The sequence below is a fragment of the Ignavibacteriota bacterium genome (assembly GCA_013285405.1).
Lineage (GTDB): Bacteria > Bacteroidota > Ignavibacteria > Ignavibacteriales > Ignavibacteriaceae > IGN2.
Map to the genome: position 1 here is coordinate 2,780,425 of CP053446.1, position 13,443 is coordinate 2,793,867.

Consider the following 13,443-nt stretch of genomic DNA (forward strand, 5'->3'; position numbering starts at 1 on the left):
ACAGGTCAGAAATCCCGCATTGCGGGGATTTAGTTAAATTGAAAAGTTGCTTAAGAGTAATGAACAACCCTCTTCATATAGAAGGGGGTTTTTTATTTTAAAACATTCTTGCCTTTTAACATTCTTCATCATTAAATTTATAATATGATTATTGCAGGTAAGAACGGAAAAATTTATCTGGCATTTCTCTTATTTATAAATTTCTCTGCAAATCTTTTTTCTCAGGATTTAAATTTTAAAAATCTTTCTGTGAAAAATGGTTTGTCAAATAATAAGATCAATGCAATCCTTCAGGATAAAACCGGATTTATCTGGTTTGGCACTGAGGATGGCTTAAACCGTTTCGATGGTTACAACTTTAAAGTTTATCGTAATGATCCCACCGATTCAAATTCAATTTCACACAATAATATCTGGGCAATTTTTGCAGATGAAAATGACAATATCTGGATCGGTACTAAAAGCGGTGTGTTGAATCTTTATGATCGTAGATATGATTCATTCAGACACTGGACGATTAAATCAAAGTTTGTAAAGGAAAATAGCATCACTGCAATTTATAAAGATAGAAACAACTCGCTCTGGATTGGCACTTATCAATCAGGACTTTTTAAATTTAATCCCGAAACCGGTGAATCAAAAAGTTGGAATTATAATCCTGAAGATCGGAACAGCCTTTCTAATAATTTCATCACTTCAATTATTGAAGATGCAGCAGGGAATTTATGGATCAGCACTTACAATGGTTTGAATAAATTCATACCGTCAGCCAATGAAAATTATTTTTTCAGATATGAGTATAATCCGTTAAATCAAAATAGTCTGAATAACAATCTTGTTTGGTCAGTTCAACAATCACATTTCGATGAAAAGAAATTGTGGCTCGGAACAGCAAACGGTTTGGCATCTTTAGATATTCGAACAAATGTAATTACAAGAATAAATTTACCGATAGCACAAGGTTTACAATTCAGCAACAGTGTTTCATCAGTCGTCGAAGAAGATAATGATGGCGAAAAGATTTTATGGATGTCAACTTACGCCGGAGTGATAAGAATGAACTTAAATACTTCAGAAATCGTCAGGTATTTCAGCGATGAGAGAAATCCCTCAAGTATAATTAATAATCAGGTAAATGAAATTATTAAAGATAAATCAGGTGTCATTTGGTGTGCAACCGAAGGTGGAATTAGTTATATATCCCCAAAGGCATTGAAGTTTAATAATCCTTTCAGTTCAGGATTTAGTTCAAAAATGCTTAATGATTTGAAAGCTAAAAATGTGAGATCTGTAATAACCGATTCACATAGTGATATGTTCTTTGGCACAGACGATGGAGTTTATCAATTAATAAATTCAACTTCTAAATCTGAACCGATAAAAATTTCATCAACCAATCAATTCAATGTTTGGTCTTTAGAACCCGGCAATAATCATGACTTATGGATCGGAACCTATGGACAAGGATTGAAACAGCTTTCATTAAATAACGGAGAAATTAAAAGCTGGAAAATCGAGAGTCCAACTTTTAAAACCACTGCCTTTGATTATATAAAATCATTGCGACTGGATGAAAATAATATTCTCTGGATTGGTTTCTGGGGTGGTGGATTTTCAAAACTTAATACGATCAATGGAGAATACGAAATCTGGATTAGTGAAAGTAAAAAACCTCAAAGCATCAGTCATAATGATGTCTGGGATATCCATCGCGACCGCAAAGGAAGATTATGGCTCGCAACAAACGGCGGCGGATTAAATTTATTTGATCCCGAAGATGAAGGAAAGTTTCTCCAACTAATTGATCTTAAAAATTCTGAATTAAAACTTAGCAGTAATAGTTTGTTCACGATTTGTGAAAAGAAATTTTCGAGTGGAACAAATACAAATGATGAAACAGTGCTTTGGATTGGAAGCAGTAACGGTCTGAATAAGCTTTCAATTAAAAATTTAACTTTCAGGGGAGATTACAAATCACTTGAATGTGATGTTGAAGTATTTAATTCAGCAAATGGTTTAGCTGATAACTCAGTAAAAAGTATTGTTGAAGATAACAGAGGTAATCTATGGATAGGAACAAATGCTGGCATTTCCTATTTCGATAGTGAGAAAAAATTATTCAGGAACTATTCAACTTCAGATGGATTAATCGGCAGCGAAATGAATTCAGGTTCAGCAGCTAATTCATCAAACGGATTTATGTTCTTTGGCAGTAGTGATGGATTAAATATTTTCGATCCTGAAAAAATAACCCAATCAACTTACAGACCGTCCGTAGTAGTTTCTGATTTTCAGATTTTCAATCAACTGGTAAAAATCGGTGATGATTCTCCTTTGTCTGAATCAATTTTAACTGCTAAAATAATAAACCTTGCTTACTCTCAAAATGTGTTTTCATTTCAGTTCTCTGCTTTGGATTACAATGATCCTGAATCAATTCAATATACATACAAGATGGAAGGTTTTGATAACGATTGGATAATTTCAGGAAATCGGAGATTTATTACTTACACGAACCTCAATCCTGGCAAATATATTTTTAAAGTGAAAGCCACGAATAGTGATGGTATCTGGACAGGAAACGAAAAAAGTATTTTTGTTAACATCGGAGCCCCATGGTGGCGAACCGGCTGGGCTTATGCAATGTATGTAATTATAATTTTCGCAGGAATATTTTCTATTAGAAAAATCGAAATGAATCGTTCAAAACTTCGAAACGAATTAAAGATGCGCGAATTTGAAGCTAAGAAACAACGTGAACTCGAAAATATAAAATCAAGATTTTTTGCAAACCTTTCGCACGAATTCAGGACTCCGCTTACTCTTATCCGCGGACCAATAGAAGAACTGATAAACGGAGACACAGTAGATAATAAAGAAGAGTACTATGAATTAATTAAGCGTAACAGCGAAAAACTTCAGGAACTGATTGACCAGCTTTTGGAACTGACTCAACTGGAAAATGCTGCAATTCCGTTAAAAGCAAAAAAGGAAAATCTTGTAAGTCTTGCAAGAGGATTGCTTTTTGCATTTGAAGCGCTCGCGAAACAAAAAGAAATTAAACTTTCATTTTCATCTTCTTCAGAAAAATTTATTTGCTGGATTGACAGAGACAAACTTGAAAAGATAATTAATAATCTTTTATCAAATGCGATTAAGTTTACACCGGCAAACGGAGATGTGTCAATAAATATTCAGTACGCGAAAGTAGATGGAAATAAATTTGCTGTTGTGGAAGTATCCGATTCAGGTATTGGAATTCCTGAAGACAAGCTTGAAAATATTTTTAATCGCTTCTTTCAGGTGGATGATTCTTCACGGAAAAAATATAAAGGATCCGGGATCGGTCTTGCTCTGGTTAAGGAACTTACTGATTTACACAAATGGAATATTAGTGTTGTCAGCGAATTGGGAAAAGGAACAATCTTCACTCTTCGGATTCCACTATCGGATCATTATTTAAGTGAAGATGAAAAAGTAATTGGCTCGGAAGTTTATGCTAATGAAGAAACTTATCAGTCAGAAATATCAGAAGAAAAGAAATCAGATGAGTTAGATAAAGAAATCGAACAGGAACTTATAGAAAAGAAAAAGAAACTCGAAGCTAAACCAACTATTCTGATTGTAGAAGACTCAGAAGATGTTAGAACTTACTTAACAAGTCTGTTGAAAAATGAATTTCAAATGAACGAAGCAGTTGATGGTGAAGATGGAATAAAAAAAGCAGCCGAGTTTTTGCCCGATCTGATTATCAGCGATGTTATGATGCCCGCGATGGATGGTTTTGAGTTCTGCAAAAAAATAAAAACTGATTGGCTTACAAGTCACATACCTGTAATTCTTCTTACTGCAAAAGCAAATGTTGAAAGTAAAATTGCCGGACTTGAAACAGGTGCAGATGATTATCTGACTAAACCATTCAGCTCCAAAGAATTATTTGCACGAGTTAAAAATCTCCTCGAACAAAGAAAAATACTACGTGAGAGATTCAGCAAAGAAATCAAAGTTGAACCAGCTTCAATAGCTGTTAATTCTATTGATAATGAATTCCTCGAAAAAGCTTTTGCAGTTGCTGAAAAAAATCTTTCAAATACTGAATTCAATTCTGAATATTTTGCTAAAGAGATGTTTCTGAGCAGAAGCCAATTACACCGTAAAATATTAGCAGTTATCGGGCAGGCTCCGGGTGAATTTATCAGAACATTCCGATTAAAAAAAGCCGCCTCATTAATTCTTGAAAAAAGATTAAGCATAACCCAGATTGCATTTGAAGTCGGATTTAGCAGTCCGTCTCATTTTACAAAAGCCTTCCGGCAGCAATTTAATTGCCTCCCAACAGAGTTTACAGAGCGAACTAAATTTTAAGTTCGTTTAACTCCAAATACATACTTTTCGCAACAAATCCGCTATTTATTGACACACCTGCGACAGCAGCCGTCTGCTGGAGAAACTAACTTTACCCAATCAATTAATAATAATTTTTTAAGAAGAGGTTTATGATGAATCGTTTTTTACTAAAGAGGAATATTAGTCAATTTCTGCTACTCGTTGCGACAATAACTTTGTTGTTCTTTTTTGATGTCCTATCTCAGCAGCCTCAATTGATCTGGTTAGGTACGCTTGGAGGAGATGATAGCGAAGCTCGTGCAGTTTCAGATAATGGTTCGGTTGTGGTTGGTGTTTCACAAGATGCGAATGGAAATCCACGGGCATTCAGATGGACTATACAAACTGGAATTCAGGATTTAGGTACGTTGGGCGGAAATGGGAGTGTAGCGGCTGATGTTTCTGCTGATGGTTCAATTATCGTTGGATGGTCTGATGATGCTAATAATATTTATCGTGCCTTTAAATGGACCGAGTCAACAGGAATGCAGGATTTAGGCGCTGGTGATTACAGCACAGCTCATGGAATCTCTGCAGATGGAACAGCTATTATTGTTGATATATATCCAAATGCTTATCGCTGGACTCAAGCCGGAGGTCTTCAAGACTTAGGAACTCTAGGAGGCAGTTCCTCTGGTGCAAATGATATATCGGCTGATGGTTCAATGATTTGTGGTTATTCTTATGTCAGTGCAGGTGATCCATACGCTTTTCGTTGGGTTGATACACTTGGAATGGAACAGATTGGCACTTTCTACAGTTTTGCATTAGGAATATCTGGAGATGGAAATACAATCACTGGATTTGAAACAGGCAGTGCAGGGTTATACAAAGCTTTTCGCTGGACACAGAGTGGTGGTTTTGAATTTGATATTGCTGGAAATTTCAGTCAGGGAAATGCTGTCTCGGAAGATGGAAGTATTATTGTTGGTTCATTTGGCAATGGTGCATTTCGGCTTTCAAATGTAGGCGGGCTGGAAGAATTAAATCAAACCTATTCAAGTTTATTAACATCAGGCTCTGAATTATCAAATGCATTGGGAATTTCTTTAGATGGTCAGTTTATTGTTGGAGAAGGAACTAATGGCATAACCTCTCAGAATGAAGGATTTCTTTTAGCTGTAAACGGAATAAACTCTGTCGATGAATTATCGGATTATCCATCGGGATTTCATTTAAATCAAAACTATCCAAACCCATTTAATCCTTCAACAACAATTTCGTTTTTAGTACCGAATGAAGAATTTGTTTCACTAAAAGTTTATAACTCATTAGGCGAAGAAGTTGCAGAATTAGTGAATGAAACAAAACCTGCAGGTAATTATTCGGTTACATTTGATGCAAGCGAACTAACAAGCGGAATCTATTTTTATAAACTTTCTGCAGGCGATTTCACACAAACGAAAAAAATGATTTATCTCAAATAAAAATTTTCAGGAGGATAAAAAATGAAACTCAAATCTCAATTAATATTTACGTTGATAATATTTATCACAATTTCAATTCGGATTAATTCACAATCGTTTACCTGGTTGGGTACATTGGGCGGTGATGAAAGTGAAGCCTTTGCTGTTTCGAATGACGGTTCTATTGTAGTTGGTGAAAGTAAAAACAGCAATGATGAAGATAGAGCATTTCGTTGGACTGTTAGTGGAGGAATGCAGACACTGAGTGGAACATCGAATATTGAAAGCATGGCAAGTTCGATTTCGTCAGACGGAACAATAATAGTAGGAACAACCGAAGACGAATTTGGAACCGAGAAAGCTTTTCGTTGGACTGAGACAAATTCACTTGAATATTTAACGCAATTAGGCGGTGATCCATTCATAGAAAGTGATGCACAGGGTATTTCTGCTGATGGCTCAAGAATAGTTGGTCAGATACAAAATACTTCTGGCGAATACAGAGGGTTTATATGGGCTGAATCTTTTGGTATGAAAGAACTGGATGTGTTAATTGGTGGAGATTCAACATCACTAGTTAATTCCATTGATGGTGATGGCAGTTTATTAGTTGGATGGTCGTCAGATGAAAATTATAATCAGAGACCTGTTGATTGGAGAGATTACATTAGTAATGCAATGCCTATTCCCGTAATATCGGGTAATGGTGTAGCAGAGGCGATTTCTGAAAATGGAACCTACGCAGTTGGCAGAATTATAATGAACGGAAACGAAATGCACGGATTCAGATGGCACAAAGTACCACCTGGATATTGGGATCCCGAGGTCGATCTTGGATTTTTGTCAGGTATTACCAACCCGGAAGTTTGTTATGCTCTCGATGTTTCAGATGATGGTCTTGTTGTTGGTTTTACTACAGGGCAAAATCCTAATGGAATAGTTGCATTTTTATGGGGACAAATAAACACTTTAACCAATGTGATGTACGATCTGAATGTTGTTTATTCAAATCTAATAAACCAATCAGGATATTTACTGCAAGCAAACACGATCACACCGGATGGAAGATTTATAGTTGGACAGGGCTATCGTCCGTCTTTACAGAGGTATGAAGCTTTTTTACTCGATAGGGGAGAGCCGACATCTGTTAATGAATCAAATTTAGCTTTAGATAAATATTCTCTAGAACAAAATTATCCCAACCCATTTAATCCTTCAACAACAATATCATTTTCAATTCCAAATGAAAGTTTCGTTTCTCTAAAAATTTTCAATTCATTGGGAGAAGAAGTGGAGGAGTTAGTGAATGAGACTAAACCAGCTGGTAAGTATTCAATAGACTTTAATGCAAGTGAGTTGACTAGTGGAGTGTACTTTTATCGATTGAGGACGAAAGGTCCTGAAATAAATTCAGAACAAGGAATAATCCAGACAAGGAAGATGATTCTTGTTAAATAATAAAAGAAACAAAACAGCAGGGGAGAAAACTCTTGAAGAAATTCAAAGCAGAGAAAAAAAAGCGAGACTTATTATGATGATAATTTTTTTCATCATTGGGCTGGCTGCTATGATGATAATACTTGGTATTTTAAGTTCATTATGAAACTGCTGCAAAAACATATTTCGAAAATCATTTATCTTTTAACTCTTGTAATTCTCATTCTATTTCTTGAAAGGATCATTTAATATGAAAAACATTCTCTCAACAATTACAATAATATTTTTAATTATGAGTGTTGTATCCAAAGCACAGGATATAACCAATACACTCGCACCAAATGGAAATTTCAAAGTCAAAGACAGTTCAACAGATTATCTAAACCTTGATCAGACAACTGGCAATCTTTCATTATTTAGAAACTTTATTTTATCTGAAAACAGCGGAGGTTTACAATTAGGATTTGTATTTAAAGGATATAATAAATTTATACATACGTATTACGGCAATGGCACTGCCGGTCTAAATACTTTTATTGGAATGAATTCCGGAAATTTTACAATGGGAGGTACAGTTACTTCTGGCAGCTATAACACTGGTGTTGGGTATGAGTCACTTACATTTAATACAACAGGTTCATGGAATTCTGCTTTCGGAACATTCTCACTTTCCAACAACACAACAGGATACAATAACTCGGCATTCGGTTATCAGTCCCTTGGCTCAAATTCAACAGGAAGTAATAATTCAGCTTTCGGAGTCCATTCACTGTATAACAACAACGCAAATGAAAATACTGCATTCGGAAATAACAGTTTATATTCAAACACGACAGGTGTAAACAACACTGCAGTTGGGTTCAACGCCTTATACGATAATGAAACCGGTTGGAATAACACTGCAGTTGGTCATCATTCGTTAGAAAATAATACTGGCAACTACAACACAGCAATTGGTTATAATGCTGGTTCAAGTGTAACTACTGGTCTTAATCTAACTTTGATTGGTATTGATGCAAATCCATCTTCACCAACAGCAACAGACCAGGTAACGCTTGGAAATCAATTCGTTAGTTCTCTGCGCTGTAATGTTCAGACTATTACAAGTCTTTCAGATGCAAGAGACAAGAAAAATATAACTGACTTAACTCTTGGGCTTGACTTTATCACAAAACTAAAACCAAGACAATTCAACTGGGACAGGAGAGAATGGTATGAAGGAGGAATATCAGACGGAAGCAAAATACAGGAAACACCAACAGCAGGATTCATAGCGCAGGAATTCGATGAAATTCAAAAATCTGAAAATGCAGAATGGCTAAATCTTGTATTAAAAGATAATCCTGACAAATGGGAAGCAACTTATGGAAATCTACTGCCTGTGATAGTTAAAGCAGTTCAGGAGTTGAAAGCTGAGAAAGACGAGGAGATAGCTGAATTAAAAATTGAAAATGAAAAATTGATTGAACGGTTAAATAAATCTGAGGAAGCTCAATTAGTACTTATAAAAAAGTTGGAGCAGATCGAAACAAAAGAAGAACTATTCAAAACTGAATTTGTAAACCACGAAAATAATAAACAATAAAACTTTTCAGGAGAAAAATGAAAACCATCGCATTAAAAATTATTTTCTCAGTACTTGTTGTGTCATCAATTATTTCGGCACAAAACATTACCAACACACTTGGAACTAATGGTTCATTTAAGATTAAAGACGGAACCACAGACTATCTAAATCTTGATCAGACAACTGGAAATATTTCTCTGCTTAGAAATATTGAGATTGGTGGCGTAATTAATAGTACAAGCACGAGGGGAGTGATTACAAAAAACGGACAAAGATTTATTCATAACTACCAGGCTCCCGGTACACTTGGTTATAATACGTTTATCGGAGTAGCTTCGGGAAATTTCACTCTTAGCGGTAGTGGAGGCGCAAGCAGTTACAATACGTCTGTTGGTTATCAAAGTCTATCTTCATTAACAACCGGAAGTCAAAACTCATCTTTTGGCGCTTTTTCACTTGCCATAAACAATTCTGGTAATAATAATTCGGCGTTCGGCTACTCTTCGATGTTCAATAACAATACTGGGTCGGATAATTCATCATTCGGACGATATTCGCTTTACAATAACACCGGCGGCAACAATAATTCTGCATTCGGATTTCAATCGCTAAATCAAAATTCTATTGGAAACAACAATTCAGCTTTTGGATCCAGTTCATTGTTTATGAATACTGGTAATAATAATTCAGCTTTCGGATATGGTGCACTTACAAATAATACCGCTGATGATAATTCAGCATTCGGTTATCGTTCATTATTCGTAAACACTACAGGAATTTGGAACTCATCGTTCGGAAGTTCTGCTCTGTCCTTTAATTCAACGGGGTCAGGAAATTCTGCATTCGGATTTTTTTCACTATATAATAACAATACAGGTTTCCAGAATGCTGCATTTGGGAGCTTATCGCTTCGGCAAAACACCACAGGTGCAAATAATTCAGCGTTTGGTCATTCTGCACTTTATAATAATTCTATTGGTTCGGGTAATTCAGCATTTGGCTCGCTTGCACTTTCCTCTAATACGTCAGATTATAATTCAGCATTTGGCTTTAGTGCTCTTTATACTAACACAAATGGCTACTCAAATTCTGCATTCGGTTGGAATGCACTACGTAATAGCAATGGAATTGGTAACACAGCGGTTGGCACAGAGGCTCTTTTCACCAAAACCGCCGGTGATCAAAACACATCTATTGGCTACTTCTCTGGGTACAATATTACCACAGGAAGTAACAATATAACTATTGGATATAATGCACAGGTGCCGAACAATGCTGGTAGCAACCAAGTTCGCATTGGTGATGTTTCAATAAATTATGCTGGTATCCAGGTAGCATGGACAATAACAAGCGACAGAAGATGGAAAGAAAATATACAGCCATTAAATCTTGGGCTCAACTTTATATCAGAACTCAATCCCGTTTCTTACACAAGAACGAATGATGAAAGTCATAAGAATGAATTTGGATTAATAGCTCAGGAGATAGAAGAAGTTCTTGATGAGTACGGAATTGAAAACACAGGTATGCTGACCAAAACAGAAGAAGGAATGTATGAATTACGTTATAACGATTTGCTCGCACCGATGATAAAAGCGATACAAGAACTTAAACTTGAAAATGATAAACTCAGATCAGAATTAGAATCACTAACAGGTTTAAAAGAAGAATTGGTAGAAATAAAAAATGGAATAGCTCAGTTAATAGTTCATCAAACTATTAAAGATGAAACTGGCCGATTTTCTACTCTAAATCAAAAGATGAGTGAAGAATGAAAAATTTTGTTTTTATTGCACTCATACTCAGTATATCAAAATTTTTGACAGCACAAAGTTCGATGATTTATGAACCAGGAAGTTCAATTGAAGTAACTACGGGTGCTGATATTTGTGCAGACAATGTGATGATTCAAGGGACTTATACTGGTTCAGGGACCTTGTGTAATGGTCCACTACCTGTTGAATTAACTTTATTTACGGCAGCACTGAATAAAAATGAGATTAATCTTTTCTGGAAAACAGAAACGGAAGTTGACAATTTTGGTTTCAATGTCGAACGAAGAGTAAAGGAAAGTGAATGGACCAAAATTTCATTCATCGAAGGACACGGTAACTCAAATTCACCAAAGGAGTACAACTACACGGATAAAGACCTGTTTGCTAACGGAAGTAAATTTCAATACAGGCTGAAGCAAATAGATACAGATGGTCAATTTGAATATTCCGATATTGTTGAAGTCGAGGTAGTCCCGACACAATATGATCTGTCACAAAACTATCCAAATCCATTTAACCCAACTACTACAATCAGATTTTCATTGCCGCAGGCAGAGCAGCTAAAAATTAATTTATACAATATGCTCGGTGAACTGGTAAAAACTTTAGCTGATGGAACTTATGAAATTGGATATCACAAAATTTTAGTTGATGCAGCAAGTCTTCCGAGTGGAACTTATGTCTACAGAATAGAAAGCCCAGGCTTTGTTCAGGTAAAAAAGATGGTATTGTTAAAATAAAAAAGAAGTAAAGCTGATATGAATAATACCTTTAAAGAAATTAGAAGCAGTGAAAAGAGTGGAAAGCTTGTGATGATGGTAATCTTCTTAATTATTGACTTTGCAACTATGATGATAGTGCTTGGCATTGTTAGCTCATTCTGAAAGCAAGAATAAAATTAATATTAATTATTCTGAATTAAACGGAGGTAAAATGAAAAACATTCTTTCAACAGTCGTAATAATTTTTGTGCTTGTAAACTTTATATCCAACGCACAGGACATAACAAACACACTTGCACCAAATGGAAATTTTAAAGTCAAAGACAGTTCAACAGATTATTTAAATCTTAATCAGGCAACAGGTAATCTCTCTTTGTTCAGAAATTTTGAGCTTGGTGGTTATCCGAATTCAGGAATTAATTATGGTGTAATTACAAAAGGCGGGATAAGATTCATACACAATTACCAGGCATTTGGAAGCGATGGATATAATACTTTTATAGGTCTGAATGCAGGAAACTTTACTATGAGCGGTACCGCTGGGGAGTCAAGTTACAACACTGCAGTTGGTAATGAAGCACTTCAAAATTTGACAACAGGCTATTGGAATACAACAGTTGGTACTTATTCGCTCTATAATAATACAAGTGGGTATGGTAACTCTGCATTGGGATTAAATGCATTATTTTCAAATACTACCGGAGTTTTCAATACCGCAGTTGGTCAAGGAGCTTTATTAAATAACACAACAGCTAACGATAATACTGCAATTGGGTCTAATTCTTTAGCATATAATACAACAGGAGAACATAATACATCTGTTGGAGCTGCTTCTCTATATTTAAATAGTACTGGCAGTGAAAACTCAGCGTTTGGTTTTAATACATTAGCGTCAAATACAACAGGTTCATTTAATTCTGCTTTTGGTTCATCATCACTTCTTACAAATTCAACTGGTGCAAGTAATTCTGCTTTTGGATTTGAGTCTTTGAAACTGAATACAACCGGTATTGGAAATTCAGCTTTCGGTTATTTATCGCTTTTAAGTAATACAACCGGTAATGGAAATTCAGCTTTCGGATATATTGCACTTCAATCAAATTCAACTGGGTTTTTTAATACTGCCATTGGGCAAGGAGCCTTAGCAAACAATACTACTGCAAATGATAATACTGCGGTTGGTTCTAACTCCCTTTTCACAAACTCAAGTGGTAATAATAACTCTGCCTTTGGAGGCGCTTCTTTGTATTCAAACACCACTGGAATAGGCAATTCTGCATTTGGATTTAATTCTTTGGTTTCAAATGCAATTGGTCACAATAATTCGGCATTTGGAACTTTTGCACTACAAAATAATTTGAGTGATTATAACTCAGCATTCGGATTTAACGCTTTGTATGCAAATACAAGTGGATATTCTAATTCAGCTTTTGGATGGAATTCTCTAAGATTCAGTGAAGGCGTAGGAAATACAGCGGTCGGTACAGAGTCATTGTTCAATAAAACAACTGGTGATGGAAATACTTCCGTTGGTTATTTTGCCGGTTATAATATCACATCTGGTAACAACAATATAACAATCGGCTATGATGCTCAAGTTCCGAGCAATACCGGAAGTAATCAGGTTCGGATTGGTAACTCTTCAATAAATTATGCTGGTATCCAGGTATCTTGGACCGTGACAAGTGACAGAAGATGGAAGGAGAATGTTCAACCAACAAACCTAGGACTCAACTTCATATCAGAACTCAATCCTGTTTCCTACACAAGAAAGAATGATGAAAATCAAAAAACTGAATATGGTTTGATCGCTCAGGAAGTAGAGCAGATTTTAGAAGAGGAAGGAATTGAAAATACAGGTTTGTTGAATGTCACTGATGAAGGAATGTATGAATTACGTTATAACGATTTGCTTGCACCGATGATAAAAGCCATACAGGAATTGAAAGAAGAAAAGGATTTTGAGATAGCAAAGCTTAATGAAGAAAATGAAATATTAAAATCAGAAGTTGAAAATCTTCAATCATTAAAGAAAGAATTTACTGATTTACAAGAGCTGAAATCTGAACTTATCAATCAGATAAATATTCTTAGAGAAAAAAATTCTGAAGAAAAAATAAAATTTAGTTCAATAGAAAGTGAAAAGTGAA

8 protein-coding genes are annotated in these 13,443 nt (G+C 35.4%); all 8 read left to right on the forward strand.

Features of this window, described 5'->3' with window-relative positions; genetic code table 11:
- Positions 1-144 precede the first annotated feature (144 nt).
- The 8 genes from HND39_12185 (at position 145) to HND39_12220 (ending at position 13,442) form a co-directional block, all read left to right on the forward strand.
- The gene (locus tag HND39_12185; protein QKJ96975.1) at positions 145-4,365 is read left to right on the forward strand and encodes a response regulator; all 4,221 of its coding nucleotides are present in this window, start codon (positions 145-147) and stop codon (positions 4,363-4,365) included.
- 134 nt (positions 4,366-4,499) lie between these two features.
- A complete protein-coding gene (locus tag HND39_12190; GenBank protein QKJ96976.1) occupies positions 4,500-5,813 on the forward strand; it encodes a T9SS type A sorting domain-containing protein in 1,314 nt (437 codons plus the stop codon).
- Between the two features lie 21 nt (positions 5,814-5,834).
- Positions 5,835-7,250 (forward strand): T9SS type A sorting domain-containing protein, encoded by a 1,416-nt coding sequence (locus HND39_12195; protein ID QKJ96977.1) that lies wholly within the window; start codon positions 5,835-5,837, stop codon positions 7,248-7,250.
- On the forward strand, positions 7,240-7,395 hold the full coding sequence (locus HND39_12200; protein ID QKJ96978.1) for a hypothetical protein: 156 nt from the start codon (positions 7,240-7,242) through the stop codon (positions 7,393-7,395). The genes HND39_12195 and HND39_12200 overlap by 11 nt, the downstream gene beginning before the upstream one ends.
- 84 nt (positions 7,396-7,479) lie before the next feature.
- Positions 7,480-8,814 carry a hypothetical protein gene (locus HND39_12205; GenBank protein QKJ96979.1) on the forward strand — a complete coding sequence of 445 codons (1,335 nt, stop codon included), beginning with the start codon at positions 7,480-7,482 and terminating at the stop codon, positions 8,812-8,814.
- A 17-nt stretch (positions 8,815-8,831) separates the two neighbouring features.
- Positions 8,832-10,571, forward strand: a complete 1,740-nt coding sequence (locus tag HND39_12210) for a hypothetical protein (protein ID QKJ96980.1) — start codon at positions 8,832-8,834, stop codon at positions 10,569-10,571.
- Positions 10,568-11,311 carry a T9SS type A sorting domain-containing protein gene (locus HND39_12215; GenBank protein QKJ96981.1) on the forward strand — a complete coding sequence of 248 codons (744 nt, stop codon included), beginning with the start codon at positions 10,568-10,570 and terminating at the stop codon, positions 11,309-11,311. Before HND39_12210 ends, HND39_12215 begins: the two co-directional genes overlap by 4 nt.
- A 193-nt stretch (positions 11,312-11,504) precedes the next feature.
- Complete coding sequence (locus HND39_12220) at positions 11,505-13,442, forward strand: hypothetical protein (GenBank protein QKJ96982.1); 1,938 nt, start codon at positions 11,505-11,507, stop codon at positions 13,440-13,442.
- Position 13,443 lies beyond the last annotated feature (1 nt).

Bases quoted from the DNA above. Each gene is read 5' to 3' on its own strand.
- HND39_12185 (QKJ96975.1), top strand. From the start codon at position 145: ATGATTATTGCAGGTAAGAACGGAAAAATTTATCTGGCATTTCTCTTA.
- HND39_12190 (QKJ96976.1), top strand. From the start codon at position 4,500: ATGAATCGTTTTTTACTAAAGAGGAATATTAGTCAATTTCTGCTACTC.
- HND39_12195 (QKJ96977.1), top strand. From the start codon at position 5,835: ATGAAACTCAAATCTCAATTAATATTTACGTTGATAATATTTATCACA.
- HND39_12205 (QKJ96979.1), top strand. From the start codon at position 7,480: ATGAAAAACATTCTCTCAACAATTACAATAATATTTTTAATTATGAGT.
- HND39_12210 (QKJ96980.1), top strand. From the start codon at position 8,832: ATGAAAACCATCGCATTAAAAATTATTTTCTCAGTACTTGTTGTGTCA.
- HND39_12215 (QKJ96981.1), top strand. From the start codon at position 10,568: ATGAAAAATTTTGTTTTTATTGCACTCATACTCAGTATATCAAAATTT.
- HND39_12220 (QKJ96982.1), top strand. From the start codon at position 11,505: ATGAAAAACATTCTTTCAACAGTCGTAATAATTTTTGTGCTTGTAAAC.